Consider the following 25,651-nt stretch of genomic DNA (forward strand, 5'->3'; position numbering starts at 1 on the left):
TCGAACGAAAACGATCGGATCGCGTGTAATTCGCTCTAACCGCTTCTAAGTGCTTTGGAAGTGGGGTTATAGCCGTCGTCGCTGTACGGAGAAACGAGACTCATGACATCCATCGCAGACATCGAGATCCCGGCCGACGGCACCGGAACCGGTCAGCTGTTCGAGGCCGTCCCCTCCCTGACGTGTGAGATGGAACGGGTAATCGCCTCGAGCGGACACGGGCTCTGGCTGGCGGGGCCCTCGCAGTCCGAGATCGAAGCGGCGCTCGAGGAGGCCGACGCGATCGGTCGGTACTCCCTGATCAGCAGCGACGAGGACCGCTGGCTCTACGACATCGAGTTCGAGCCGGACACCGTCGACCCCTTCGAGATCGTCCTCGAGGAGGGTGGCACCGTCCTGAGCGCCTCGGCCGCGGACGGCACGTGGCTGCTCAGCATCCGCGTCGTCGACCGCGAGAGCGTGAGTTCGCTCTACGACCGACTCGACGACGACGTGACGCCGACGATCGTCCGCCTGTTCGACCTCGCGGAGGAGAGCCACTCCCAGTGTGGCCTGACGGCCCGCCAGTACGAAACGCTGGTCGCGGCCATCGATCACGGCTACTTCGAGATCCCGCGCGAGGTCTCGATGCAGGAACTCTCCGAAGAACTCGGCATCTCCCACCAGGCCCTGTCCGAACGGCTTCGCCGGGCCTACCGCGCCCTCGTCACCGCCGAACTCAACGTGACCGAGGAAGACGCCGCCGCGCCGCCGATCCCCACGAACTGATTCCACTCCGACCGCGTCGTCCCGCGACGGCCGACTCGATGCTTTCGACCACCAGCGAACTCGCCGTTCGAGTGACGCCCGCGAACCGCCCACAGTTACTATCCGGGGGGCCCATGTGTGTCGCATGCGAATCACTGACGATGACGGCGTGTTGCGACTCACGTTCGACCGACCGGACGCGCTCAACGCGCTCACCGGCGAGACGGCCGCCGAACTGGCCGACGAGATCGAGGCCGCAACTCCCGAGGAGTACGACGCGATCGTCCTCACGGGCGCGGGCGAGGCGTTCAGTGCCGGCGGCGACCTCGAGATGCTGGCTGAGACCCCCGACACCTCTCAGGACGCGTACGAGAACGTCACCGAAACCTTCGGCCGTGCCGTCGAGGCGATGCTCGAGTGCCGAGTGCCGATCGTCGCGAAGGTAAACGGCGACGCCATCGGGGCCGGACTATCGCTCGTCGCCGTCTCCGACATCGCCTACGCGGCCGACGACGCGACCTTCTCCTGTGCGTTCGTCAGGGTCGGGCTCGTCCCCGACACCGGCGGCACCGTCATGCTGCCTCACGTCGTCGGTCTGCGGGCGGCCAAGGAACTGGCCTTCACCGGCGAGTTCTTCGACGCCGAGCGCGCGGCCGACCTCGAACTGGTCAACGAGGCGGTGCCCGCCGACGAACTGGACGACCGCGTCGCCGAGACCGTCGACTCGCTCGCGGCCGGCCCGACGGAGACGATCGGGCTGATGAAACAGGCCATGCACGAGAACCTCGGGCGCTCCTGGGACGACGCGCTGGACTACGAGAACCTGCTCCAGTCCCAGGCCCGGACGTCCGAGGCCCACGAGGAGGGCGTCGCTGCCCTCCTCGAGGAGAGGGAGCCGGAGTTCTAGCCCGTTCGAAGTCGGTGGCCGCGGACCGTTTCCGTGCCCGAACCGACCGCAAGCACCCGCAAGCACCACGGCCTTGCGCGAACCGACCGTCAAACGAATCGCAATGTCCCTTCAGTTTACCGACGACGACATCGGCAAGGACGTCGTCAACGACGCGGGCGACGAGGTCGGCATGATCGTCGACGTCGACCACGGGACGGCCCACGTCGAACCCGACCCCGGCATCACGGACTCGATCAAGGCGGCGCTCGGCTGGACCGACAGCGGCGAGGACACCTACCCGCTGCAGGAAGCGGCGGTCGGTCACATCACCGACGACGCGATCCACCTCGAGGGCGATCGCTCGAGCGGCCGCTCGGCCGGGACGGGCGGTGCCACCGACGCGGATCCCGACCGCGGCATCGATCGAGACGGGGACGACATCAGCGGGACCGACGACGAAAGAGCGGTCCGTCGGGACGACGACGACCCGCTCATGGGCGACGATGAGGATGAGGGACTGATCGGTGACGACGATGACGACGAGGAACTGCTCAGCGACGATGACGACGACCGCGCCGGCAGCACTCGCTAACCGACCCATCCGCCGGACCGCGACAGCCGGGTTTCGACGCCCGCCGGGCGGACGGCAGTCAGTCGGCGGTTGAGTTCTTTCGTCTCCGTTCGATGCCGTCGCTCTCGAGTGCGACCCACACCACTACCGGGAGCTCGCGGCCGTTCCGCAAGCGGCGAACCGCGAGTTCTCACGTCGGCGGGGAACTCACGCGACTCACTCTTCTTCCGGCGATTCGTCGGTGACCCTCCGCTCGGTCGGCGGCCGGGATTGGTCGGACTGCGCGTCCGTGTCCGCCTTCCTGCGTCGCTCCGACGACCGCTCCGGTTCGGCTCCCTCGCCGCGATCGATACTACCCTGCTCGCTCTCGGCCCGATCGGTGTCGGCCCGCCGCGCGTACTGATCCCGAAGCCGTCCCTGCTCGGTCCGTTCCGGTCCCGGCCCCGGCTGTCCGCCCTCCGCCGGTCGGTCGCTCGCTCGAGCGGCGCGGGATCGGTCGCCGCCCCCCATCGACTCACCGGACCGGCCGTGTCCCCGCTGCGAGTCGGCCGTGGGTCGTGGCTGCGGTTCCCGCGGCTGTCCCCGTCGTCCCCCCTGTTGGCCCCGTTCGATCCCGGTCGACGACGGACCTCGCTGGGACTCCTGTCGGGGCCCGGTTTCACCTCCCCGTGACTGCCCGTCGACCGCTCGAGAGCCGTCCGCCGGTGACGGATTCGGCGCGGCCGACAGCGGCCGCTGCTGGTACTCGGTCGTTCCCGTCGATTCGCCGCCGTACTCCCGTGGTGTGACCCAGTCCCCGGTCTCGGGGTACCGATCGCCGGATCGGGCGGACTGCCGGGGCCGCCGTGACCGGGAGCGATCGCTCGAGGCCTGTCGGTCGCGTCGCCGTTGGTTCGATTGCTGTCCGGCCATCGGCTGGGCCGATCGGTGCTTGGCGCTCGTCGGCTGCTGGGTCGATCGTTGCCCGCCGCCCGTCGACCGGCGCTGGCCGGTCGGCTGGCGTCCACCCCTCGATTGCTGACTCGGCTGTGGCTGCTCGGCCATCGACTGGGGGGACGGCCGCTGGCGTCCTCCCGTCGTCCATCCGGGTTCGTTGCCTCCTCGCCGGCCTCGATACTGCCGGCCCCGTGACTCCTGGGTACGGGGCCGATCGCTCGAGCGTCCCGTTCCGGCAGCGCCGGCCATTTCGGGGTCGGTGACGGCCTGGGTCCCCTCCGCCATCGCTTGCTCCATCTCCGGCACGATCGCCTCCATTCCCTCGAGGTAGCGCTCCATCATCGACTCGGTGAACTGCGGTCCCGGCGCGCTCTCGAGCATCGACTGCGTCAGCTCGATACCCTGTCGCTGGGCGCTTTCGCCCCACTCGAGCGCGCTCAAGGTCATCTCCGCCATGTTCCGCTGGAGGTCGATCAACCGCTCCATGGTCCGTTGACTCCGTTCGATCGTCGACTCCGCCATCCGGTCCGTGGATTGCTGGCTCCGGTGGTCTGTCATCGTGTCACCTGAGGACGCGGTTACCGCCGGCGCTCCTCAGTCACGGGAGAGCGCGACCGAGACGCAGATAAAGGGCGGCGTCGGTTCCGACCCGAAGCCAGCCCCCAATCGTTCGTAACTCCGAAAACCGGGCGCCCGGCGACGCGGCCGCGAACCGTCGGCCGGAAGACGGGACCGGCGGCAGTAATCACTCACAACGACGCTATCCAAGCGCACAATTGTTCGTTAGGCGTGGCGCGACGAGAGTCGCCGCCCCATCGGACGCGAGCGGAGTCGCCGATTACGCGTCCGGGTCGCCGGGTTCGCCGTGGGTCACGCCCTCGCGTTCGTCGGCCTGCATCCGGCGCAACGCGGCGCGGCCCTTGCTCGCGTCGTAGCCGAAGAAGACCCCCTCGGCGTACTCCTCGGCGACCTCGAGGGCGTGGATCAGGTTCTCGATATCGACGTTTACCGCGTACAATTCGATGTTAAACGGCGTCTCGAGCGCGCTGTCGAACCCCTTCGCGATTGTCTCGAGCCAGTAGGTCGTCCCGTAGGCGGTGTCGTACAGCGGGACGACGAACTCGTCGACGTACTCGGAGACGGCCTCGAGGTCGATGCCGGCCCGTTCGTAGAGATGCCCCGGGTACGGATCGGGATAGAGAGTCATGTAGACGGTGCCGGGAATGCGGTCGGCGGCCTCGGCGACGAAGTCGGTGATGACGCTCGCCCGCCAGGCCATGCGGTCGTCGTACTCGCTCTCGGCGAAGGCCTGCTCGCAGACGCCGCAGTGACAGTACTCCGCGCGCGGAAAGCCGACGTCGTCGAGGCGGACGTCCTCGTTTTCGGCGACGCAGTCGTCGATGACCTCGAGCAGTCCGTCCCGGTAATCCGTCCGGGAGGGGCAGATGTAGGCCCAGTCGAAGTACTGTCGCTCGCGGTCGGCCGGCCGGCCCATGTCGTCGACGGGGACCAGCGACGGGTCGGCGTCGGCGGCGGCGTTGTCGCCGAAACACGAGACCATGTTCACCCCGTCTTCGATCGGTTCGGCGGACCGGCCGGTCACGTCTTTGACTTCGTAGAAGCCGCGGTCGAACTCCGGCCACCGTACTTCCTCGGCGTTACGGGTGACGACGCCGTACATACCTCAGTGTCCGGCCCCGCACCCGTAAGCCGTTCGGAATCGAGCGCTATTCTTCGGTCGGTTCGTAGTCGACTTCGACGTCCGAGGAGCCGCTGAAGGCGACCTTGTAGAGGACGGCGATGACGAACAGGGCGAGTACGACTTTGACGGTACGTGACATGTACGAGTCGGAATACGGCCGGCGAATACTTAGGTATTCTGGATAGTGGTCCGAACGTGAAAATCCGACGGCGATAGCGGACGACGGTCAGGTGTCGATCAACGAGGCGATCTCCTCGCGGACGATCCGCTCGCAGTACGAACAGCGGACGCCGTCCTCGAGGACGGTAAACCGGGAGGTGACGGGTTCGTCACCGGTCGTGATACAGCCGGCGTTGGGACACGAGAGAACGCCCTCGACGACGTCGGGGCGTTCGACGCGGTGTTTCTCGACGACGTCGTAGTCGCGGACGATGTTGATCGTCGCGTCGGGCGCGATCAGCGAGAGGACGTCGACCTCGTCCTGGCTGAGTTCGCGACCCTCGACCTTGACGATGTCCTTGCGTGCGAACCGGTTGGAGGGAACGTTCATCCCGACCGAGACCTCCTCGCCGTCGGTCCCGTCGATGCCCAGTATCGCGAGGACGTTCAGCGCCTGTCCGCCGCGGACGTGATCGATGACGGTTCCGTCGCGGATCTTGCTGACCCGCAGTTCGTGGTCGTCGTCGCCGTCGTGGTGGTCGTGGTCGCTACTCATCGGTCTCACCTCGAATCCCCCGATCGTCGCTCAACAGCAGGTCCAGCAGCGCCATCCGGACCGGAACGCCGTTGTGGGCCTGTTCGAAGTACGCCGCGTAGTCGGTGTCGTCGATCTCGGGCGCGATCTCGTCGACCCGTGGCAGCGGATGCATCACCGTCAGATCGTCGCTCGCGGCCTCGAGCGTCTCGGCGTCGATCTGGTACTCGCCGGCGACCTTCTGGTACTCGTTCTCGTCGGGGAACCGCTCGCGCTGGATCCGGGTCACGTAGAGGACGTCCAGCGAGGGCAAGACGGCCTCGAGCGACTCGTGTTCCTTGATCCCGGCGCCGCCCTGTTGCTGGTGGAGGTCGTAGACGACCTCGCGGGGCAACTGGAGGCTCTCCGGGCTGATGAAGTGTTGCTGGGTCTCGAAGTTCGTCAGCGCGTGGGCCAGCGAGTGGACGGTCCGGCCGTACTTGAGATCGCCCATGATGCCGATCGTCAGGTCGTCCAGCCCGGCGTTTTCCCGGATGGTGTAGAGATCGAGCATCGTCTGTGTCGGGTGATGGCCCGCGCCGTCGCCCGCGTTCAGCAGCGGGACGTCGACGAACTCGCTGGCCATCGTCGCCGCCCCCTGTTTGGGATGGCGCAGGACGAGCGCGTCGGTGTAGCCCTCGATGACCCGGACGGTGTCGGCCAGCGTCTCCCCTTTCTTCACGCTCGAGGACTCGACCGAACCCATGTCGACGACGTCGCCCCCGAGCCGTTTCATCGCGGTCTCGAAGCTCATCTTCGTCCGCGTACTCGGCTCGAAAAAGAGCAGTCCGAGCAGCGTGTTCGCGTGGCGATCGGCGACCGCCGACGGGTCGGCGTCGATCTCGGCCGCGCGGTCGAGTACCGTCTCGATGTCCGCCCGCGAGAGTTGTTTGCTCGTGATGAGGTGATCGTGGCGCATTCGTTCGTGTAGGCTGTGGCGTGCCCCTTGAATCTCTCCATTCGGCGACGGGCCCCGAACCGGTCGGGAGACGCCCGCGTCGTCGGTTGATTTCGAGTCAGTAACCTAAGGCAAAGAGTTATACAGACACTGCAGCAATTGGTCACAACTGTATGGTCGGCCGGCTAGATACTGGGATCGATGTCCTCGACCGAAAGCTCGACGGTGGGCTCCCACCGGGGTGTATCGTCGCGTACACCGCCGAGCCGGCCAGCCAGTCCGAACTCCTCCTCTACGAACTCACGGCCGCTCGCGGCACCCTCTATCTCACGACCGAGCGCGACGACGACGCCGTCCGCCACGCCATCGAAACCTCGCCCTCCTCGGTCGGCAGTCCGACAGTCAGACACGTCAGCGGCGAGGACACCCTCGAGGAGGCGACCCGACTCATCGGTGCCCTGCCCGACGGGGCGAACCTCATTATCGACACGACGGACGTCCTCGAGCGCTGTGACACCGACGAGTACATCGAGTTCCTCAACGAACTCAAGTCGCACATGCTGGAGACGGGCAGTATCGCCGTCTTACATTGTCTGAAAGGAGAGGACGAGCCCCCGAACCGATCTCGGACCTACCACGCCGCCGACGCCGTCTTCGATCTGCGGACCGAGATCGCGGGGACCGAACTCGAGAACCACCTCACGATCCCGAAGTTCCGCGGCGGGAGTCAGCCGACCGAGGCGATCAAGCTCGAACTCACCGAGGAAGTGGCGATCGACACGAGCCGCGACATCGCCTGAGCCACGCACGGACGGCCGTCAGCACCTGTGCGGGCGTCGTGATCCGCCTCGGCTTCGCTCGTCGATTCGACACTCCGGTCTCTCCGGACGGTTCGCGGCGAAAAAGTCGATCCGCGCGTGCTCGTTGTCCGTCGGCAGCGACCGGTGAGCGGCCGGGTCCGCGGCGTCGGCTTACTCTTCCGCGCCTTCGAGTTCGTCGACGATCTCGTCGGCGTCGACGTCGGCGTCCTCGAGGGCCTCCTCGATGTCGCCGCCGCCCATACCGCCCATGCCGCCCATCATACCGCCCATGCCCATGCCACCCATGCCGTCGATGACTTCCTGGACGATGACGCGGTCGACGCCGACCTTCTCGATGATGTCCTGCCCGATCTGCTGTTTGCCCATCATCCACTGCTGGTTCATGGTCATCTGGGGCGTGGCCTCGAGGTAGAGCGTCTCCTTCTCGACGGTTTCGGTCTCGAACTCGGGTTCCGCGTCTTCGTCGTCATCCTCGTCCGGTTCGACGGGAACCTCCTCCTCGACCTCGTCGGTCTCGATCCAGAGCTCGGGCTCCATCCCGAGGTACATCTCGAAGAGGCCGGCGGCCTGCTGTTCGCGGTCGTCGACCTCGTCGACGATCGTGTACTCGTACTCGACGTCCTCGCCGGCCAGCGGGTGGTTGAAGTCGACGCGGGCGCGGCCGCCGATAATCGTGCTGATGTAGCCCTGCTGGCCCTCGATCTGCACGTTCGCGCCGGGGTAGCGGTCGTCCTCGTCGATCTTCTCGGCGCTGACCGTCTGGACGTCGTCGGGGTCGTACTCGCCGAAGGCGTCCGCGGCGGGGACGGTCACGGTGCCGGAGTCGCCGGGCTCGGAGCCGACGATGTCGTCCTCGACGGCCTCGAAGATGTGGCCCTCGCCGACGACGATCGTACGGGGCTTGAACTCCTGACCCTGCTCGTCGACGCCTTCCTCCTCGGCGACCTCGGGGTCGGTCGTGTCAACCAGCTGGTCGTCCTCGACGGTGTAGGCGGTGTACTCGAGTTCGACGAAGTCGCCGTTCTGGAGTCCGTCGGCGGCTTCGTCGGCTACTTCTTCGTCGACGTCATCGGCCTGCTCGTCTAGCTCGGCCTCTTGTTCCTCGGTCATACGTTGTACGTCCGGCCGTCTACATTTAAGTACGACGTTTTCGGGCGAGAGCGACCGATACTTACGATCCCCCCACGTCGCCTCGAGCATGTACGAGGTCGAAGCCAAGGTTCCCGCGGACCTCGGGGTCGTCCGCGAACGGCTCGAGCGCCTCGCGGCGACGCCCGAGGGCGCGGTCGTGCAGGTCGACACCTACTACGACGCGCCCCATCGGGAGTTCGCCGAGACCGACGAGGCGCTGCGGATCCGATCGGAACGCCCCGAGGACGGCGAGGCGGAAACCCGTGTCACGTACAAGGGGCCGCTCGTCGACGACGAGTCCAAGACCCGCGAGGAGGTCGAAACCGCCGTCGCGGACGGCGAAAAGACCGACGCGATCCTGACGAACCTCGGCTTCGAGCCCGCCGCGACGGTCCGGAAAGAGCGCGAGCGGTTCTCGCTCGAGGGGTATACCGTCACCCTCGATTCGGTCGCCGACGTCGGCGACTACGTCGAGGTCGAGACCGAGGTCGATCGCGAAGACGAACTCGAGACCGCCCGCGAGGGGGCCTACGACGTCCTCGAGCGACTGGGACTCGATCCCGACGACCAGCTCCGGACCTCGTATCTCGGTTTGCTGCTCGAGTCCTGAAGGGATCCGAGACCGAGCCCGCTAAACCGATAACCGACAGGTATTTTCTGGCCCGTATCTGTTTCCGCAAGTTATACGAACGCGGTCCGTCAAGAGCCGCCAATGAGCGAGCGGAACATCCGTATCGAATCCATCGACCGGCAAGCGGTCGAGGATCAGGAAGTCGAAATCGTCGAACGAAAGGGAATCGGTCACCCCGACTCCATCTGTGATGGCATCGCCGAGAGCGTCGCCGGGGCGCTCGCACGCGAGTATCTGGACCGCGTCGGCGAAGTGCTACACTTCAACACCGACGAGACCCAGCTCGTCGCGGGCGAGGCCGCGCCCGCCTTCGAGGGCGGCGAGGTCGTCGACCCGATCTATCTGCTGATCGTCGGCCGGGCAACCAAACACTACGAGGGCCAGACCATCCCGGCCGAGACGATCGCGTTGCGAGCAGCGCGGGAGTACCTCGAGGAGAACATCCCTCAGCTGACCGTCGGCGAGGACGTCGTGGTCGACGTCAAACTCGGCGAGGGCAGCGGCGACCTACAGGAGGTCTTCGGCGAGGACGAAGTGTCGGTTCCGATGGCCAACGACACCAGCTTCGGCGTCGGTCACGCGCCGCTGACCGAAACCGAGCGGATCGTCCGCGAGGCCGAGCGCCGGCTCAACGGCGAGTACGCCGACGAGCATCCCGAACTCGGGCCGGACGTGAAAATCATGGGCAAGCGCGAGGGCGACGAGATCGACGTCACCGTCGCGGCCGCGATGGTCGACGAGTACGTCGCCGACCTCGACGAGTACGTCGAGGCCGTCGAGTCGGTCCGCGAGTTCGTCGACGGAGTCGCGCGCGAACACACCGACCGCGCGGTCGACGTCCACGTCAACACGGCCGACGACTACGACGAGGGCTCGATCTATCTCACGGTGACGGGAACCTCCGCCGAACAGGGCGACGACGGCTCCGTCGGCCGGGGCAACCGCGCCAACGGACTCATCACGCCGAACCGCTCGATGTCGATGGAAGCGACCAGCGGCAAGAACCCCGTCAACCACATCGGGAAGATCTACAACCTGCTCTCGACGGCGATCGCCGAGGAGGTCGTCGCCGAGGTCGACGGCATCCGCGACCTGCGTGTGCGTCTGCTCTCCCAGATCGGCCGGCCGATCGATCGGCCCCACGTCGCCGACGTCCAGGTCGTCACCGACGACGGCGTCTCGGTCGCGGACGTCGAGGACGACGTCGAGGCCATCGTCGACGCGGAACTCGCCGACGTCACCGAGATCACGCGCAGCGTGATCGACGGCGAACTCTCGACGTTCTGAACGCTGGTCCCTCGAGCGGCGTTTTCGCGACCACCGCCGGCCGAAACCGGCATGGCGTGCGTGCCGCCGGAACCGTCAAGGACCGGCCCCGTGTACGGCGTTACGAATCGAAACCGGTGTCGCCACGTGTCAGACTCGAGCGCCGACTCCACCTCCCGTCCCGTCGTCTACGCCGTCGTCGCGAGTACCTTCTTCGTCGGCTTCGGTGGCGGGGTCGTCTTTCCCATCCTGCCGAACCTCGGCGAGGTACTCGGCATCTCGGCGTTTATGGTCGGCGTCATCCTCTCGGCCAATCGCTGGACGCGGCTGGTCGCGAACGGGCCGGCCGGCGCGCTCGTCGACCGGATCGGCACCCGGAAACCGTTCGTCGCGGGGCTGGCGATCGAGGGGGCCGCGACCGCGGGCTACGTCGTCGCGATCACCTCAGCGGTGCCCGAGTTCTGGTTCGTCCTCGCGCGGGTCTGCTGGGGTGTCGGCAGCGCGCTCGTATTCGCGACGGCCTACACGATCACCGCCGATGTCAGCGACGCCGGGTCGCGTGGCGAGAGCATGGGCATCGTCCGTGCCGGGATCACCTTCGGCTTCCCCGCGGGCATGGTGCTGGGCGGACTCGTCAGCGAGGTCTACGGCAACGTCGCGGCCTTCGTTCTCGCGGCCGGCTTCGCCGGGCTGGCGAGTATCATCGCCTTCTTCATCGTCCCCGAGACCCACGTCGACAGCCCCGATCAGTCGATCAAGCCCTGGGACCTCGAAACGACGCTCCCCGCCCTGACCGTCGGACTGGTCAACTTCGGACTCTACTTCGCGTACTTCGGTGTCCTGTTCTCGACGCTGGTGTTGTATCTCGACGCCGAGTCGACGGTCCTCACCCTCGAGGTCGCTGGGATGGGCCTCGAGTACGGCGAGCAGGGGACCTCCGGGCTCTTGATGGCCGTCTCGGCGCTTTCGGGCGCGCTCTTTACCATCCTCGGCGGGAAGATCAGCGACGCCGTCGGGGCTCGCGTCCCCGTGTTGCTCGTCTTCCTCGTGACGAGCTGTCTCGGGTTCGCGGTCCTGACGGTCGCGCCGTCGCTCTCGGTCGTCGTCGTCGCCTGCGCGCTGGTCGGCGCGGGACAGGGCGGCGTCGGCGGCCCGCTGACCGCGCTGTTGGCCGACCTCACGCCCGAGGACCGGATGGGACGGGCGATGGGGACCAACAACGTCTTCGGCGACGTCGGCGGCGCGGTCGGGCCGCTGCTCTCGCTGCCCTTCGCCGAGGCGATCGGCTTCGACGTGCTGTACGCGCTCAGTGCGACGATCCCGCTGCTGGCCGGCGCGATCCTCGTGGTCGGGATCTACTCCTACACGGGCAGCCTGAGTCCGACCGTCGAGGAGTCGATCGTCTGAGCCACGGGAAATCAGCTCGAGGGAATCGGTGCTCCGCGGGCCCGCCCTCGTAATCCCCTTATAGCTGCGATCATCTATCACAGTCCATGCACCCCCCGGGAGCCGATACCGTCCTCGTCCGTCACGGGGACGTCAACACGAAGAGCAACACCGTCAAGCGGTACATGGAGGACCTCCTCGCGGCAAACCTCGAGGCCCTCCTGTCCGCGCGGTCGATTCCCGGCGAGGTCGAGCGCCGGTGGAGCCGGCCGCTGATCCACACCGAGAGCGACGCCGTCGAGGCCGCCACCGACGCCGCCACCGACACGTTCGGCGTCGTCTCCGCCAGCCCCGCCCTGACGACCAGTACGGAGAAAGCGCGGATCCTCGAGGCCCTCGCGGAGACGGCCCGGGAACGCTACGGCGGCGGCACGTTCGCGGTCGACGCCCGCCGAGCGGACAAGAGCCTGCCCTACGACAGCGAGGACCTCGCCCGCGAGGCGGGCAACGCCATCTGGGCGGCCGTCGAGGACGAGTTCGAGCCCGACGTCGATCTCGACGATCCCGACCTGACCTTCGGCGTCGAGGTCCGCGAGGACGCGGCCTTCATCTACCTCGAGCAGCGCGACGGCCCGGGCGGGCTCCCGCTGGGTTCCCAGGAGTCGGTCATCGCCCTGGTCAGCGGCGGCATCGACTCGCCGGTCGCGGCCTACGAGATGATGCGCCGCGGCAGCCCGATCGTACCGGCCTACGTCGACCTCGGCGATTACGGCGGGATCGACCACGAGGCCCGCGCGATGGAGACGGTCCGGCTCCTCTCGGAATACGCGCCGAACTTCGACATGCAGGTCTACCGGATCCCGGGCGGCGAGACGGTCGATCGTCTGGTCCGCGAGATGGAGCAGGGGCGGATGCTCTCACTCCGACGGTTCTTCTACCGGGCCGCCGAGACGCTGGCCGAACGCGTCGACGCCGACGGCATCGTCACCGGCGAGGCCGCCGGCCAGAAGTCCAGCCAGACCGTCCGCAACCTGGGGGTCACCAGCCGCGCGACCCGACTCCCGATCCACCGCCCGCTCCTGACCTGGGACAAGCAGGACATCGTCGCCCGCGCCCGCGAGATCGGCACCTTCAACGACTCGACGATCGACGCCGGCTGCAACCGCGTCACCCCCGATCAGGTCGAGACCAACGCCCGCCTGAAGCCCCTGCTCGAGCACGAACCGGACGACCTGCTCGAGCGCGCCGAGGAAGCAGCGCAGAGCGCAGAGCTTGTCGCTCTCGACTGATTTCACACAGCCCACTTCGACGGTAGACGTGAAATTATATGATGCGGAGTATTATATCCGCTCATGGGCGAGCGTAATGTCCGTTGGGGAACTGTGGGCATTAGCGTTTTACTCGCTAGCACGGGGATAGCGAGGCTCGGTAATCACGTTTGGCTCGTTCTGTTCGGGGGGCTAGCAATACTGCTCCTCGGTAGTAGCATCGTTTCGATACCGGACACCGCCCTCGGCATCGTCGGTGGGAGTCTCACGGGTTGCGTCGGTCTCTATTGGCTCACTCGTGGTGATCTCCTACTCGGCGGCGGACTGCTCGTCGGCACGCTACTCGTGATCGCGGACTATCTCCGGAAAGTACGGACGGACGGCAGTGGCACGCTTCGATCGTCGTAATCGGCGTCTCGATCGCTCCCGCCGATATCGTTCCGATCGGGGCGGTGTATCGGACCGTCCCTGTTCGTCCTCCGTCAGCGATCCTGGAGTCGCGAATGTCGAAACTACCAATACGCGACCGGATTCACTAGCGGACAGTGACCCGCGTCTGTCTCATCGGCGAGGCCGGGAGCGACCTCCAGTACGAACTCCTCTCGCGGGAAACGGCCCGCGAGGCGCTTTCGACCTACGACTTGGAGCGGCCGTTCGAGAACTCGCTGGCCCTGCGGACGGTCAGCGTCGGGGCCGCCGTCTCGCTGTTGAACGACCTGAACTGGTACTGCACGCGGTTCGTCAACGAGGCGTTCGTCCGGGAACCGAGCATCAGCGACGACGAGTGGCTCTCGCGAGCGCTCGCGACCCAGCTCCGGAACGGGGAGATCGACGCCGACGAGACGGGCGAGTTCTGCAAGATCTACGGCCTCGAGCGGGTCGTCCCCGCCGTCGAGGACGAGGCCGGCACAGCCGATACGGCGGCCGCGAGCGGGACTGACGAGTCCGCGGCCGCGAGCGAGGGCGAAGAAAACGGAGACGCTGCAGCCTCGAGCGGGGCCGACGGGGGACCGACCTATCGGCTCGTCGAGCCGCTGTACGTCCGGCGAACGGACGGCGATCTTCCGGAGTACGACCTCCGCGACGTCGCGGAGACGCTGGTCGTTCGCCTGACCGAAGCGGAGTATACGCCGTAGCGGGGGCCGTCGCTCGAGCGGCTACGAGCCGTCGTCGGACGTCTCGTCACCCGACTCGACGCTCGTACTCTCCGACGCGGACGCGCTGTCGCCCCGCATCGAGGCGCCGCTTTTGTTGCCGTCGTGATCGACGACCGTCGCCGAGAGCGCCGTCAGCGGCTCCGACTCGAAGGTCACCCGCACGAGCCGGCCGACGGTGGTGATCACTGAGGTACAGGCCTCGTTCTCGTCCGCCGTGTCTTGGACCGTCCCCTCGAGGACGAGTTCCTCGTCGGCGCTTCCGTCCGTCCCGTCGCTGTCGGTCTCGTCGTCGCCGCCGGCACTGCTGCTACTGGGATCGTCGTCTCCGTCGTCAGTCTCGTCGTCCTCGATCGGCCGGACGTCGATCGACTCGAGGACCAATTCGTAACAGGGGTTCGGTGCCTCGGACTCGAGCGAAACCAGGATCGACGTCTCGAAGTCGGTGTCGTCGACGAAGCCGGTGAGGGGGTCGGTGTCGGAGAGCGTGCGCGTCTCGAGCCACTCGGTCGCGTCGTCGGCGTCCCGGACGAGATCGACCGTTGCCGTCTCCGCGTCCGTGGGGGACTGGTATTTCTGTGTCTCGTAGCCGGTCACTTCGCCGGGAAGGTCCTCGCTTCCGTCGTCGTCGTCCGAACCGGGATCGTCTTCGTTGGGATCGTCACTCTCGTCCTCGTCGGGCGAGTCGTCGGTGCCGTCGGCGATACAGCCGGCCGAGAGCGCGAGCAGTCCTGCGGTGCTACTCAGTAGCGTCCGCCTGGAGGGGCATGTCATTGTACCTACCCGTACGAAAGGGGACCTAAAGGCAGTTCGGCTAGGTGAAAGAGCCGTTTGTACCGGGTCACTCCCGAGAGCGAGCCCGCACAACGTGACGAACGGGACGAAACCACCCCGCTCGAGCCGGTCAGTCGAAGAGGCCGGTCGAGAGGTAGCGCTCGCCGCTGTCCCAGAAGACCGTGACGACGAGCGGGCAGTCGTCGGCTCGTCCGCCGTCGGTTTCCGGCGAGGCCGTCGCGCCGACGTCGTCGAACGCCGTTGGAACCTCCGGACACTCGAGGGCGGGATCGGCGATCTCGCGGGCGATCCGTTGGGAGACGAGACTGGTCGCGCCGCTCGATTGGCCCACGAGGATCCCCTCCTCGCGGGCGAGGCGGCGACACTCGTCCTCGGCGTCCTCGAGCTTGACAGTCTCGACGCGGTCGAGCAGGTCGCGGTCGAGGTTGTCGCTGACGAAGCCGGGCCCCATCCCCTGGAACTCGTCGTTGCCGGACTCGCCGGTCGAGAGGACGGCGTTTCGTTCGGGTTCGACCGCGACGATCTCGACGTCGGGGAACTCCTCGCGGAGCCGCCTGCCGATCCCCGAGATCGTGCCGCCGGTGCCGACGCCGGCGACGAAGGCGTCGATCTCGCGGTCGCCGACCTGTTCGATGATCTCCGGCCCGGTCGTCTTGTAGTGGGCCTCGGGGTTCGCGGGGTTCTCGAACTGGCCCAGTTGGACCGCGCCCTCGGCCTCGAGTTCTTCGGCGCGGGCGCGGGCGTCCTCCATGTCGCCGTCGACTAACTCGAGGTCGGCCCCGTAGGCCGCCATGACCTGCTGGCGTTCCTTCGACTTGTCAGAGGGCATGACGATCGTCAGGTCGTAGTCGCGGGCGGCCGCGACGAGCGCGAGCCCGATTCCCGTATTGCCGCTCGTGGGTTCGACGAGCCAGTCACCGGGTTCGATCAGCCCGTCGCGTTCGGCGGCTCGCACCATCTCGCGGGCCGGCCGGTCCTTGGCCGAGCCGCCGGGGTTGAACGATTCGATCTTGGCCGCGACCGTCGCGCCCTCCGGCGAGTCGACCTGGACCAGCGGCGAGCCGATCGTGTCCAGGATGCTCCCTTTCATCGGCAACCGCTAAGCTTTGGAGACGTAAACCGATGCTGGACCTCGGCAGGACGTGCCGGCTAGTCGCGGGGCATCTCCGTCGGCGATCGAATACTGCAACCCCCTCGAAAGCCCCCGACCCAGTCGGCCCCTTTCAGTCCCGCCCGGCGGTGGTTGGTCAATCGGGTACGAGAAACGGAGGCCGCCACTCGAGCGAAGCCGCTGCCTGAAACACCGCGGTTAAGCCCGCCGACCGACAAGCCGTGCGTATGAGTCTCGAGACCATGCGGCCGAACCCGACGTGGGACGCGGCGTCCTACGAGGAGGCGGTCGAGACGCTCGCAGCGCACAACGACGAACTCGTGTACAAGGTCTGGGGCGGCGACTGGTGCAAGGACTGTCGGGCACTGCTGCCCGATTTCGGCGCGGCGCTCGAGGCCGCCGAGGTTCCCGACGACCGTATCGAGGAGATCAACGTCGATGAGGACAAGCAGGGGCCGGGCGTCGAGGCGTACGACATCGAATACATCCCGACGATCGTCGTCGAGAACGACGACGGCGAGGAGATCGTCCGCTTCGTCGAGGAGGAGGACGTGCCGCCGGCGGTCTGGCTCGCAAGTGAGATCGAGTCGAGACTCGGTTAGTAGGTCTCGACGGCGACACCGAGTGCCTCGAAATCGGCCACGTTGGCCGTCAGTACTGGCTCGTCGTATCGGTCCGCGACGGCTGCGACCATCGGATCGACTTTGTCGATTCCGCTCCGGCCGTCGGCGTCCATATCCGCTCGAGCGAGTAACCGGCCGGCGCGTTGGGCGATGCGGTCCGTCTGTTCGACGACCGGATACATCCGGAGCGCGTTTCGAACTGCTCGCCGTTCGTCTTCGTCACCGAACGCGGCACCGTACGAGAGTTCCGTGACTACCGGTGACGGGACCCGTTGGACGGCCCCCTCGTCGGACAATTGCTGCCCCTTCTCGAACGCGTGTCGCTGACCGTCGAAGAGATCGATGAGAAACGACGTATCGAGGATCATTCGAAGCGCTCCCGCAGTTCGTCTTTCCCCGCGACATCGCGCTCGCGTTTTTCCGCCAGCCGTTCCCGCATACCCTCCGCGGTTTCGGACGACAGTATCCCGGCGACGTCTTTCGGATGCGGACCGCCGATGAGGCGACGAAGCGTCTCTTCCATCGTCTCGTCGTCCCGTTTGTGTGCCGCGACGAATTCGTGGAATTCCTCGGAGACGCGGACCGATTTGCTCATGTGTATACTCGAGTATACAGCGATATCAATGCTCGGGTACCGCGAGTCGAGTGGGGGAGGCGCCGACTCGAATCGCGACCCCCGGACGGTCACGTCGAGCTATCAGAACGGACTGCCAGATTCGTCGACGGTCGTCTCGCCCGATCCGATGTCAGCGACGTTCTCGCCGAGCCACTCGAGCGCCTCGTCCACCTCGTGGGTCGGCGGTGAACACGTCCGGGCGCGACAGACGTACAGCGTCGGCTCACCGTCGCGGGCCTCGCGGCCGGCCCAGATCGGGGGCGCGTCCTCGAGCCCGAGCCGGTCGAGCCACGCCTCGAGCCCGTCCGCCGTCGGCGGCCGCAACGCGAACAGCCGATCGGGCAGGTACCGCGACGCGAACGCCTCGCGCCACTCGGTCGGCAACTCGTCGGCCGCGACGGTCACCTCGAGCGCGCCGGCCTCGAGTCGGTCGGCGGCGAGACACAGCGTCGCGTGTTCGAGGGCGTTGGCCTCGAGTTCGTTCGCGTGGGTCTCGAGGACGGTGGCGGCGATCTCAGCGAAGTCTTCCCGTGCGAACTCGTCGAGCGCGAGCAGCGTCTCGACCGCGACGCCGGTCGACGAGGGCGTCGACTGGTCGCCCAGTTCCTGAGGCCGCGTGACGAGCGACTCGCCGCTCTCGGGGGTGAAGTAGAGCGTCCCGCGGTCGGCGTCCCAGAACTCGGCCTCGATGACCCGAGCCAGCTCGAGCGCGAACGCGAGGTGGTCGACCTCGCCGGTGGCCTGATAGCAATCGAGCGCGCCACGAGCGAGGGAGGCGTAGTCCTCGAGGTAGCCGTCGACCGCCACGTCCCCATCCTTATACCGCCGCGAGAGTCGTTTCGCGTCCGCGTCCCAGAGCCGATCGCGGACGAACGCGAGGGCGTCGACCGCCGTCTCGGCGTACTCGTCCTCGCCGAGGACCAGCGCCGCCTCGGCGTAGGTCGAGATCATCAGCCCGTTCCAGCCCGCCAGTATCTTCTCGTCGCGAGCGGGTCGGGGCCGCTCCTCGCGGGCCTCGAACAGCCGCTTTCGAGCCGAGTCGAGCCGTTTCAGGACCTCGCTCTCCTCGAGGTCGAACTGCGCGGCCAGTTCCGACACACGGGCGACGCGGTTGGGTTGGTTCGCCCCCTCGAAGTTGCCCGCCTCGGTGACGTCGAACCCGGCACAGAAGAGCGAAGCGTCGGTCTCGTCCTCGAGGACGTCGTGGACCTCCGCGGGCGTCCAGACGTAGAACGCGCCCTCCTCGCGCTCGCCGGTCTCGGGACCTTCGCTCTGGGCGTCGAGCGTGCTGAAGAAACCGCCCTCGTCGTGGGTCAGCTCCCGATCGACGAACGCCAGCGTGTCCGCGACGGTCTCGGCGTAGCGGTCCTCGCCGGTGAGCTGGTAGCCCGCGAGGAAGGCTCGCGGGATCTCCGCGTTGTCGTAGAGCATCTTCTCGAAGTGAGGGACCGTCCAGTCCCGGTCGACGCAGTAGCGGTGGAAGCCGCCGCCGACGTGGTCGGAAAGCCCGCCGGCGGCCATCGCGTCTAAGGTCTCCTCGAGTACCTCGCGGTACTCCTCGCGGCCGGTGCGGTCGTACGTCCGCGCGAGGACGCGCAGCCGCGAGGGCTGGGGGAACTTCTGCCCGGTGCCGAAGCCGCCGTACTGGCGGTCGGCGCTCCGGCGGACGGCGTCGGCTGCCGCCTCGAGCACGTCGCTCGAGGGCGGTTCGGCGGCCCCGCCCCCGACGCCCGTCCCGTCGGGGGTCTCCTCGAGTCGGTCTTTCGCCGCGTCGGTCCACTGCTGGGCGCGGTGTTCCATCTCCTCGCGGTCCTCCTCGCTCTCCCAGGAGTCGCTGATCCGCCGACAGAGGTCCGGAAAGCCGGGCTGGCCCCGCTTTCCTTCCCGCGGAAAGTAGGTCCCGATAAAGAAGGGCTCGCCCTCGGGCGTGAGCCACGCCGAGAGCGGCCAGCCGCCCTGTCCGCGGACGAGCTGGCAGACGGTCATGTAGATGCTGTCGACGTCGGGGCGCTCCTCGCGGTCGACCTTGATCGGAACGAAGTTCTCGTTGAGCACCTCGGCGACGGCCTCGTCGGCGAAGCTCTCCTCCTCCATCACGTGACACCAGTGACACGCCGAGTAGCCGATCGAGAGGAAGATGGGGACGTCACGTTCCTTGGCGGTCTCGAGGGCTTGCTCGTCCCACGGCTGCCAGTTGACGGGGTTGTCCGCGTGCTGGCGCAGGTAGGGGCTTTCCTCCTCGTCGAGCCGGTTGCGCCGCGTCGGGTCGGTCATAGGGATGCATACGGCCAGGGATTGTAAAAGCCCGACGTACGACCCACTCTCGAGGCGGCGACGGCGGCAAAAATCGACTGCTATGGGACGTCGATTCGCGTCCGTTACTGCAGTTCTTCGTTAAGCAGGCGACGGAGTACGAGGTGGAGAACGCCGCCGTTTTCGACGTACTCGACCGCCATCGGCGTGTCGACCTGTGCGGTGACCTCGAACTCGGTGGTCTCGTCGTCGTCCTCGGCGGTGACCGTCAGTTCGGCGTTGGGCTCGAGGCCGTCCTCTAAACCCTCGATTTCGAAGTATTCGTCGCCCTCGAGGCCGAGTTCCTCCCAGCCCTCGCCGTCCCGGAACTGCAGGGGCAAGACGCCCATGCCGATGAGGTTGTCACGGTAGATCCGCTCGTAGCTCTTGCCGATGGTCGCGCGGATACCGAGCAGGTCGGTCCCTTTCGCGGCCCAGTCACGGCTCGAGCCGGTCCCGAGTTCCTCGCCGGCCATGACGATCAGCGGCGTGTCTTCCTCGCGGTAGCGCTCGGAGGCTTCGAAGACGGTGGTCTCCTCGCCGGTCGGGTGGTGGATCGTGTAGCCACCTTCCTTGCCGTCCAGCAGTTCGTTTTCGATGCGGACGTTCGCGAAGGTGCCGCGCATCATGACCTCGTGGTTGCCGCGGCGCGAGCCGTAGGTGTTGAACTCGTAGGGTTCGACGCCGCGCTCTGTGAGCCACTGGCCGGCCGGCAGGTCCTCGCCGAAGGGCCCGGCGGGGCTGATGTGGTCGGTCGTGACGGTGTCACCAAGTGTCAGCAGTGCGCGCGCGTCCTCGACGTTGTCGACGCCGGGCTCCTCGAGCGGGAAGTCCTTGAAGAACGGCGGCTCGCGGATGTAGGTCGATTCGGGATCCCAGTCGTAGACCTCGCCGGTCGGGGCGTCGAGTGCCTCCCAGCGTTCGTCGCCCTCGTAGATGCTCGCGTACTTCTCCTCGAACATCTCGGGGGAGACGCTCTCGTGGATCGTCTCGCGGATTTCCTCGGTGTCGGGCCAGATGTCCTCGAGGTAGACCGGTTCGCCCTCGTCGTCGGTGCCGATCGGCTCGGTCTCGAGGTCGATGTCCATCCGTCCCGCGAGGCCGTAGGCGACGACCAGCGGCGGGGACGCGAGGTAGTTGGCCTTGATCTTCGGGTGGATCCGGGCCTCGAAGTTGCGGTTGCCCGAGAGGACGCTCGTCGTCCAGAGATCGTGTTCGTCGATGGCCGCCTCGACCGGCTCCGGCAGCGGGCCGGCGTTGCCGATACAGGTCGTACAGCCGTAGCCGACGACGTGGTAGCCCAGTTCCTCGAGGTCGTCGAGCAGGTCCGCCCGCTTTAGATACTCCGTGACGACGCGGCTGCCGGGTGCGAGGCTGGTCTTGACGTAGTCGGGTACTTCGAGCCCCCGTTCGGCCGCGTTACGGGCCAGCAAGCCAGCGCCGACCATCACGGACGGGTTCGACGTGTTCGTACAGGACGTGATCGCGCTGACGAGAATGTCGCCGTGGCCGATCTCGACCTCGGTGCCGTCATCGAGTTCGACTGGGACCTTTTCCTCGAGCGAGGGCGTCTGCTCGGCGACGAGTCCGCCGTCGCTCTCGGCGGCACCCGAGGGGAGGACGCCTTCCTCCTCGAGCAGCGTCGGGAAGTGCTCGTCGAGATCGCCCATCGGGATGCGGGCGTGAGGCTTTTTGTGGCCCGCGAGGCTGGGTTCGACCTCGCCCAGGTCGAAGTCGACGACCTCGGTGAACTCGGGGTCCTGCTCGCCGAAGAGGCCCTGTGCCTCGAGGTACTCTCTGACGAGGTCGATGTGGTCGGGGTCGCGACCCGTCAGCTCGAGGTACTCGAGGGTCTTCTCGTCGACGGGGAACATGCTGATGGTCGAGCCCTGTTCGGGGGCCATGTTCGAGATGGTCGCGCGGTCGGCGACCGAGAGTTCGGCGACGCCGGGACCGAAGAACTCGACGAACTTGTCGACGACGCCGACCTGGCGCAGTTTCTCGGTGATATGGAGCACGAGGTCGGTCGCGGTCGCGCCGTCGGGGAGGTCGCCCGACAGACGGACGCCGACGACCTCCGGCAGGCTCATGTTGATCGGCTGGCCGAGCAGCGCGGCCTCGGCCTCGATACCGCCGACACCCCAGCCGACGGATCCGATGCCGCCGATCATCGGGGTGTGGCTGTCCGTGCCGACGAGCGTGTCGGGCACGAGCCACTGCTCACCGTCGACTTCGCGCTCGTGGACGACGCGGCCGAGGTGTTCCAGGTTGACCTGGTGGACGATCCCGGTTCCCGGCGGGACGACGTTGAACTCGTCGAACGCCTCCTGGGCCCACTTGATCGCGCGATAGCGCTCCTCGTTGCGCTCGTACTCGATCTCGACGTTCTTCTCGTAGGCGTCCCCGCTTCCGAAGTGGTCGACCTGCACGCTGTGGTCGATCACGAGGTCACAGGGGACTTCGGGCTCGACGACCGTCGGGTCGACGCCCTTGCGATCGGCCGCGGAGCGCAGTGCCGCGAGGTCGACGACCGCCGGGACGCCGGTCAGGTCCTGCAGGACGACCCGCGAGACGGTAAACGGCACCTCGGCGTCCGGCACGTCGGGTTTCCACGAGGCCGCCGCGCGGACGGCGTCTTCGTCGATCGTCTCCCCGTCGGCGTTGCGCAGCACCGACTCGAGCAAGATCCGGATGCTCACCGGCAGTTTCTCGAGGTCACAGAGCCCCTGCTCCTCGAGGACCGTGAGATCGGCCATCTTGTAGGTCTCGCCGTCGTGTTCGAACTCCCGGATCGCGTCCGGGAACGTATCACTTGCCATACGTCGGCTTGGAAGCGGGGGCATTTGAATCCCTCGAGAATGATACGGAACGTTGTATACACCCGTTATTTGTCGGTGCTACGGGATTCAGGGGGCCGCTTTCGAAGTAGTGGAAATCCGACACTGGCCGTCGAAGCGATCTATCGAGGCGGGTTCAGACCTCGATGGAGTCGGAGGGCGCTGCAGGGCCGTTCGGCCCTCGGCTCGGTCGCCGAGTCGGCCGTTCGAAGCTGGCTGCGTTCTCAGGAGCCACATTCTGTTCCGATCAATTGCTGTTGTGGGTGCGTCGTCTGCGAGGAATACGGACGTGAGAGGACGAAAGAAGGCCTGTGGAACAACCGTCGAGTTCGGAATGGACCACGACCGTCGTGAAACGGAATCGTCACAAAATGAACCACCGTTCGGTTGACTCGCTCCGCTTTCGCAGGGACGAACTCGTTCGCCGAACGAGCCCTTTTTTGACCCACATGTGAATAAATCGAAAGAAGAACGCGAAACGACTGGGTTAGTTGCCGCCGCCAGTCTCGTTATCGCCTGCACCGCCGCCGTCGCCGCCTGCACCGCCACCGTTACCGCCGTCGTCGCCTGCACCGCCACCGTTACCGCCGTCGTCGCCTGCATCGCCGCCGTTACCGCCGTCGTCGCCCATGTCGTCACCGTTGCCGCCGTCGTCGCCCATGTCGTCACCGTTGCCGCCGTTACCGGAGGCCCCGAGGGTTGCTTCGACCATTGCAAGTTCGGGGTTACGGAACTCTCCGTCCGCTCCCATCGTTTCGCTGTCACCCTGGCTGAGGTCGGCTTCCTCCGTCATCAGGATGCCCATCGACGGGGCAGTTCCACCGAAGTCGTAGGTGATGATGTACGCGTCCCAGTCGTCGGGGGTGTCGAACTCGTCGGCCGCACCGGTCTCCTCGAGCAGGTCGTCTCTCGTCTGGTCGTTCAGCGACGCTGCGACGGTGAAATCCGTATCGGGGAAGTAGTCGTCCGCGTGGACGATCACTTCGCCGTCGCCACCGTCCTGAGCAGCCCCGGTTCCCGTCATCGCTCCCGCGCCGAGAGCCGCCATTGAGGTGGCGAGCGCTCCCTTTTTCATAAACGATCGCCGCGAGTCGTCGAATAATCCGCTGTCAGTTTCTTCTGTCATGTCTCTCACTCTGAGTTCCCCCTGTTCGGGGTAGACAGTCCTTGGCCGATTTTTCGCATAAGTCGGGACCATCGTTTCACCGTCTACGACGGGTTTCGACGGGTAAATCTCATCGAGAGCCGTTATGAGCTGCGATATCGCCGCTCTCGGCCGTCGCGGAACGACGTATCAACAATGATCGTTTTTCGGGCGGAACTGAGTGTCCCTAGCGCCGTTCGCCCTCGTTAAAACCGACGGCTCGCACATCGAAACCGGTCGCATCGAACGCGGCCCGCTTCGGGCGACCGCCGACGATTTAGTGCCGAAGCGCCGTACCTGTGCTATCCCGACGTCGGGGACAACACGGACGAGTCGTCCGGGAAACAGATGCTTTTCCCGAACGGTCACTCGAGAGGGCAGTACGCGAGAGCCATCACACACCGTACCTGTCGCGGAGATGGACCGACTCGCCGGCAGTCGGTGTTACCCGATCACCGGATCAAACGACGTATTACGACGGACGAGGCGGGGGAAAAACGACGCTTCGGACCCGCTTTCGACTGTCTCAGTCCTGACGGACGTACTCGAGGAAGGCGAACCCGTCCCGATCGTCGCGGGAGACGACGTCCCACTCGGTTCGGTCCCACTCTGGAAAGGAGGTGTCGCCCTCGGGATCGTCGTGGACCTCGGTCACGATCAGTCGGTCGAGTGCGGGCAGAAACTCCTCGTAGACGGTCGCCCCGCCGGCGACGAAGATCCGGTCGGCGCCGTCGTGGCGCTCGCGTGCGGCCCGTTCGCCCCGCTCGAGGGCCGCTTCGAGTCCGTTCGCGGCCACGGCTCCCTCGGGCGTCTCGAGGTCCCGGCTCGTCAGCACGACCGTCGTTCGGCCGGGAAGCGGTTCGCCGAGGGTCTCGAGAATCCCCTCGTAGGTCACTCGGCCCATGATGACGGGGTGATCCATCGTCGCCTCCTTGAAATGCTGCAGGTCGGCAGGGATGTGCCAGGGCATGTCGCCGTCTTTTCCGATGACCCCGTTGTCGGCGACGGCGACGATGCCGACGAGTTCGCGGTCGGACTCGAGGGGCTGCGTCGCGTCGGCCGCCTCGTCCCGGTCCCCGCTCATTCGGCCACCGAGAACTCGATGCCGTCGTGGGAGTCGTAGTCCCGAAGCTCGACGTCGTCGTAGCTCAGTTCGTCGATCGAGACGTCCGCGACCGCGAGCGTCGGGCGCTCGAGCGGCTCCCGCGAGAGCTGCTCGAGCAGGCCGGGGACGTGATCGAGGCGTTCGTCACCGTCGGCCTCGGACGGGGCCTCGGTCTCGAGCCAGTCTTTGATCTCGCGGTAGTCCTCGCGCTCGTCGGCGTCGGCCAGCCGCGACTGGAGCGCCTCGAGGTTGTCGGCGTACCAGTCGCCCCGGTCGCCGCGGCCGCAGTAGACGTGGGTGTCGACGACGGTGTGCGCGAAGGTGCCCGGTTCGAAGCCGGTCTGCTGGGCGATCACTTTCGTCAGGAGCGCGTAGGCCGCGATGTTGAAGGGGATCCCGAGCGCGGTGTCGCCAGAGCGCTGGGTGAGATGGCAGTTCAGCCGGTCGCCCTGCACGTTGAAGACGAACGAGTAGTGACAGGGCGGCAGCGTCGAGACGGCCGCGTTGGCGGGGTGCCAGGCGTTGACCACCAGTCGCCGGGAGTTCGGCGAGTCAGAGAGCGTGTCGATCACGTACTGTAGCTGGTCGAAGGTCTGCCGGCCGTCGGCTTCCTCGGTGACCCACCGGTGGGCCGCGTCGGGCCAGGACTCGCCCTCGAGGCGGGCGTCCTCGTCCGGGACCGGGAACCGCCGCCAGAAGCGACCGTAGGCCGTGTCCAGCCGCCCCTCCTCGTCGGCCCAGGCGTCCCAGATCTTGGTCTCCTCGCGGAGGTCGCGGATGTGCTCCTCGCCGGAGAGATACCAGCAGACCTCGTGGAGCATCGAGTTCCAGCGGTAGCCGTCCATCTCCTTGGTCGTGAGCAGGGGATACCCCTCCTGCAGGTCGACCTCGTAGTGTTCGCTGAACGACGAAATCGTGTCGACGCCGGTCCGGTTGGGCTTGTGGGCGCCCTCCGAGAGGACCGTCTCGACGAGATCGAGGTACTGTCGCATTAG

Annotated in this window: 24 protein-coding genes; 10 read left to right on the forward strand and 14 right to left on the reverse strand. The window is 66.7% G+C overall.

The genetic code is table 11. From position 1 onward, the window contains the following. Positions 1-102: 102 nt before the first annotated feature. From A6E15_RS09610 to A6E15_RS09620, 3 genes are all read left to right on the forward strand, one after another. The gene (locus tag A6E15_RS09610) at positions 103-768 is read left to right on the forward strand and encodes a helix-turn-helix domain-containing protein (RefSeq protein WP_076145808.1); all 666 of its coding nucleotides are present in this window, start codon (positions 103-105) and stop codon (positions 766-768) included. Between the two features lie 124 nt (positions 769-892). Then, entirely contained in the window at positions 893-1,654 is a 762-nt protein-coding gene (locus A6E15_RS09615; RefSeq protein WP_076145810.1) for an enoyl-CoA hydratase/isomerase family protein, read from the forward strand. Between the two features lie 103 nt (positions 1,655-1,757). Next, positions 1,758-2,228: a hypothetical protein gene (locus A6E15_RS09620; RefSeq protein ID WP_076145812.1), complete on the forward strand. Its 471-nt coding sequence runs from the start codon at positions 1,758-1,760 to the stop codon at positions 2,226-2,228. 195 nt (positions 2,229-2,423) lie between these two features. Here the strand turns inward: A6E15_RS09620 and A6E15_RS09625 are convergent, their stop codons facing one another. The 4 genes from A6E15_RS09625 to pyrB form a co-directional block, all read right to left on the reverse strand. Then, positions 2,424-3,701, reverse strand: a complete 1,278-nt coding sequence (locus tag A6E15_RS09625) for a hypothetical protein (protein ID WP_245800553.1) — start codon at positions 3,699-3,701, stop codon at positions 2,424-2,426. Between the two features lie 280 nt (positions 3,702-3,981). After that, complete coding sequence (locus A6E15_RS09630; protein ID WP_076145816.1) at positions 3,982-4,824, reverse strand: hypothetical protein; 843 nt, start codon at positions 4,822-4,824, stop codon at positions 3,982-3,984. Positions 4,825-5,071: 247 nt separating this feature from the next. Next, complete coding sequence (gene pyrI / locus A6E15_RS09635; protein ID WP_076145818.1) at positions 5,072-5,560, reverse strand: aspartate carbamoyltransferase regulatory subunit; 489 nt, start codon at positions 5,558-5,560, stop codon at positions 5,072-5,074. Next, the gene (gene pyrB, locus A6E15_RS09640) at positions 5,553-6,497 is read right to left on the reverse strand and encodes an aspartate carbamoyltransferase (RefSeq protein WP_076145820.1); all 945 of its coding nucleotides are present in this window, start codon (positions 6,495-6,497) and stop codon (positions 5,553-5,555) included. Before pyrB ends, pyrI begins: the two co-directional genes overlap by 8 nt. A gap of 152 nt (positions 6,498-6,649) precedes the next feature. On the opposite strand from pyrB, the gene A6E15_RS09645 reads away from it, so the two are divergent. Beyond that, positions 6,650-7,276 (forward strand): RAD55 family ATPase, encoded by a 627-nt coding sequence (locus A6E15_RS09645; RefSeq protein ID WP_076145822.1) that lies wholly within the window; start codon positions 6,650-6,652, stop codon positions 7,274-7,276. 171 nt (positions 7,277-7,447) lie between these two features. Here A6E15_RS09645 and A6E15_RS09650 read toward each other — a convergent pair whose 3' ends face one another. Next, entirely contained in the window at positions 7,448-8,407 is a 960-nt protein-coding gene (locus tag A6E15_RS09650) for an FKBP-type peptidyl-prolyl cis-trans isomerase (RefSeq protein WP_076145823.1), read from the reverse strand. Positions 8,408-8,495: 88 nt separating this feature from the next. Between A6E15_RS09650 and cyaB the strand changes: the two genes are divergently transcribed. From cyaB to A6E15_RS09680, 5 genes are all read left to right on the forward strand, one after another. Beyond that, positions 8,496-9,038: a class IV adenylate cyclase gene (cyaB, locus tag A6E15_RS09655; RefSeq protein WP_076145825.1), complete on the forward strand. Its 543-nt coding sequence runs from the start codon at positions 8,496-8,498 to the stop codon at positions 9,036-9,038. Positions 9,039-9,140: 102 nt separating this feature from the next. Further along, positions 9,141-10,346, forward strand: a complete 1,206-nt coding sequence (locus tag A6E15_RS09660) for a methionine adenosyltransferase (protein WP_076145827.1) — start codon at positions 9,141-9,143, stop codon at positions 10,344-10,346. A gap of 126 nt (positions 10,347-10,472) precedes the next feature. Then, positions 10,473-11,732, forward strand: coding sequence for an MFS transporter (locus tag A6E15_RS09665; RefSeq protein WP_076145829.1), 1,260 nt, complete (start codon positions 10,473-10,475; stop codon positions 11,730-11,732). A gap of 86 nt (positions 11,733-11,818) precedes the next feature. Then, positions 11,819-13,000 (forward strand): tRNA sulfurtransferase, encoded by a 1,182-nt coding sequence (locus tag A6E15_RS09670; protein WP_076145831.1) that lies wholly within the window; start codon positions 11,819-11,821, stop codon positions 12,998-13,000. A 524-nt stretch (positions 13,001-13,524) separates the two neighbouring features. Continuing rightward, positions 13,525-14,115: a DUF5804 family protein gene (locus tag A6E15_RS09680; protein WP_076145835.1), complete on the forward strand. Its 591-nt coding sequence runs from the start codon at positions 13,525-13,527 to the stop codon at positions 14,113-14,115. Between the two features lie 21 nt (positions 14,116-14,136). Here the strand turns inward: A6E15_RS09680 and A6E15_RS09685 are convergent, their stop codons facing one another. Next, on the reverse strand, positions 14,137-14,907 hold the full coding sequence (locus A6E15_RS09685) for a hypothetical protein (protein WP_245800554.1): 771 nt from the start codon (positions 14,905-14,907) through the stop codon (positions 14,137-14,139). A 130-nt stretch (positions 14,908-15,037) separates the two neighbouring features. Further along, positions 15,038-16,018: a PLP-dependent cysteine synthase family protein gene (locus tag A6E15_RS09690; protein ID WP_076145836.1), complete on the reverse strand. Its 981-nt coding sequence runs from the start codon at positions 16,016-16,018 to the stop codon at positions 15,038-15,040. Between the two features lie 248 nt (positions 16,019-16,266). On the opposite strand from A6E15_RS09690, the gene A6E15_RS09695 reads away from it, so the two are divergent. After that, entirely contained in the window at positions 16,267-16,641 is a 375-nt protein-coding gene (locus tag A6E15_RS09695; RefSeq protein ID WP_076145838.1) for a TlpA family protein disulfide reductase, read from the forward strand. On the opposite strand, the gene A6E15_RS09700 is transcribed toward A6E15_RS09695, so the two are convergent. The 7 genes from A6E15_RS09700 to thyA form a co-directional block, all read right to left on the reverse strand. Further along, positions 16,638-17,030 (reverse strand): PIN domain-containing protein, encoded by a 393-nt coding sequence (locus A6E15_RS09700; protein ID WP_076145839.1) that lies wholly within the window; start codon positions 17,028-17,030, stop codon positions 16,638-16,640. The two genes, A6E15_RS09695 and A6E15_RS09700, sit on opposite strands and share 4 nt — an antisense overlap. Then, on the reverse strand, positions 17,027-17,257 hold the full coding sequence (locus tag A6E15_RS09705; protein ID WP_076145841.1) for a hypothetical protein: 231 nt from the start codon (positions 17,255-17,257) through the stop codon (positions 17,027-17,029). Before A6E15_RS09705 ends, A6E15_RS09700 begins: the two co-directional genes overlap by 4 nt. A gap of 102 nt (positions 17,258-17,359) precedes the next feature. After that, a complete protein-coding gene (locus A6E15_RS09710) occupies positions 17,360-19,552 on the reverse strand; it encodes a thioredoxin domain-containing protein (RefSeq protein ID WP_076145843.1) in 2,193 nt (730 codons plus the stop codon). Positions 19,553-19,656: 104 nt separating this feature from the next. Further along, on the reverse strand, positions 19,657-22,389 hold the full coding sequence (gene acnA / locus A6E15_RS09715) for an aconitate hydratase AcnA (protein ID WP_076145845.1): 2,733 nt from the start codon (positions 22,387-22,389) through the stop codon (positions 19,657-19,659). 505 nt (positions 22,390-22,894) lie between these two features. Beyond that, positions 22,895-23,455: a calcium-binding protein gene (locus A6E15_RS09720; protein ID WP_338141480.1), complete on the reverse strand. Its 561-nt coding sequence runs from the start codon at positions 23,453-23,455 to the stop codon at positions 22,895-22,897. A gap of 622 nt (positions 23,456-24,077) precedes the next feature. Then, the gene (locus A6E15_RS09725; RefSeq protein ID WP_076145849.1) at positions 24,078-24,635 is read right to left on the reverse strand and encodes a dihydrofolate reductase; all 558 of its coding nucleotides are present in this window, start codon (positions 24,633-24,635) and stop codon (positions 24,078-24,080) included. After that, entirely contained in the window at positions 24,632-25,648 is a 1,017-nt protein-coding gene (gene thyA, locus A6E15_RS09730; RefSeq protein WP_076145850.1) for a thymidylate synthase, read from the reverse strand. The genes A6E15_RS09725 and thyA overlap by 4 nt, the downstream gene beginning before the upstream one ends. Positions 25,649-25,651: the final 3 nt, after the last annotated feature.

The sequence above is a fragment of the Natrinema saccharevitans genome (genome assembly GCF_001953745.1).
Classification (GTDB): Archaea; Halobacteriota; Halobacteria; order Halobacteriales; family Natrialbaceae; genus Natrinema; species Natrinema saccharevitans.

Coding starts and splice junctions, on each gene's coding strand:
- A6E15_RS09610 (WP_076145808.1), top strand. CDS start 103: ATGACATCCATCGCAGACATCGAGATCCCGGCCGACGGCACCGGAACC.
- A6E15_RS09615 (WP_076145810.1), top strand. CDS start 893: ATGCGAATCACTGACGATGACGGCGTGTTGCGACTCACGTTCGACCGA.
- A6E15_RS09620 (WP_076145812.1), top strand. CDS start 1,758: ATGTCCCTTCAGTTTACCGACGACGACATCGGCAAGGACGTCGTCAAC.
- A6E15_RS09625 (WP_245800553.1), bottom strand. CDS start 3,701: ATGACAGACCACCGGAGCCAGCAATCCACGGACCGGATGGCGGAGTCG.
- A6E15_RS09630 (WP_076145816.1), bottom strand. CDS start 4,824: ATGTACGGCGTCGTCACCCGTAACGCCGAGGAAGTACGGTGGCCGGAG.
- pyrI (WP_076145818.1), bottom strand. CDS start 5,560: ATGAGTAGCGACCACGACCACCACGACGGCGACGACGACCACGAACTG.
- pyrB (WP_076145820.1), bottom strand. CDS start 6,497: ATGCGCCACGATCACCTCATCACGAGCAAACAACTCTCGCGGGCGGAC.
- A6E15_RS09645 (WP_076145822.1), top strand. CDS start 6,650: ATGGTCGGCCGGCTAGATACTGGGATCGATGTCCTCGACCGAAAGCTC.
- A6E15_RS09650 (WP_076145823.1), bottom strand. CDS start 8,407: ATGACCGAGGAACAAGAGGCCGAGCTAGACGAGCAGGCCGATGACGTC.
- cyaB (WP_076145825.1), top strand. CDS start 8,496: ATGTACGAGGTCGAAGCCAAGGTTCCCGCGGACCTCGGGGTCGTCCGC.
- A6E15_RS09660 (WP_076145827.1), top strand. CDS start 9,141: ATGAGCGAGCGGAACATCCGTATCGAATCCATCGACCGGCAAGCGGTC.
- A6E15_RS09670 (WP_076145831.1), top strand. CDS start 11,819: ATGCACCCCCCGGGAGCCGATACCGTCCTCGTCCGTCACGGGGACGTC.
- A6E15_RS09685 (WP_245800554.1), bottom strand. CDS start 14,907: ATGACATGCCCCTCCAGGCGGACGCTACTGAGTAGCACCGCAGGACTG.
- A6E15_RS09690 (WP_076145836.1), bottom strand. CDS start 16,018: ATGAAAGGGAGCATCCTGGACACGATCGGCTCGCCGCTGGTCCAGGTC.
- A6E15_RS09695 (WP_076145838.1), top strand. CDS start 16,267: ATGAGTCTCGAGACCATGCGGCCGAACCCGACGTGGGACGCGGCGTCC.
- A6E15_RS09700 (WP_076145839.1), bottom strand. CDS start 17,030: ATGATCCTCGATACGTCGTTTCTCATCGATCTCTTCGACGGTCAGCGA.
- A6E15_RS09705 (WP_076145841.1), bottom strand. CDS start 17,257: ATGAGCAAATCGGTCCGCGTCTCCGAGGAATTCCACGAATTCGTCGCG.
- A6E15_RS09710 (WP_076145843.1), bottom strand. CDS start 19,552: ATGACCGACCCGACGCGGCGCAACCGGCTCGACGAGGAGGAAAGCCCC.
- acnA (WP_076145845.1), bottom strand. CDS start 22,389: ATGGCAAGTGATACGTTCCCGGACGCGATCCGGGAGTTCGAACACGAC.
- A6E15_RS09720 (WP_338141480.1), bottom strand. CDS start 23,455: ATGGCGGCTCTCGGCGCGGGAGCGATGACGGGAACCGGGGCTGCTCAG.
- A6E15_RS09725 (WP_076145849.1), bottom strand. CDS start 24,635: ATGAGCGGGGACCGGGACGAGGCGGCCGACGCGACGCAGCCCCTCGAG.
- thyA (WP_076145850.1), bottom strand. CDS start 25,648: ATGCGACAGTACCTCGATCTCGTCGAGACGGTCCTCTCGGAGGGCGCC.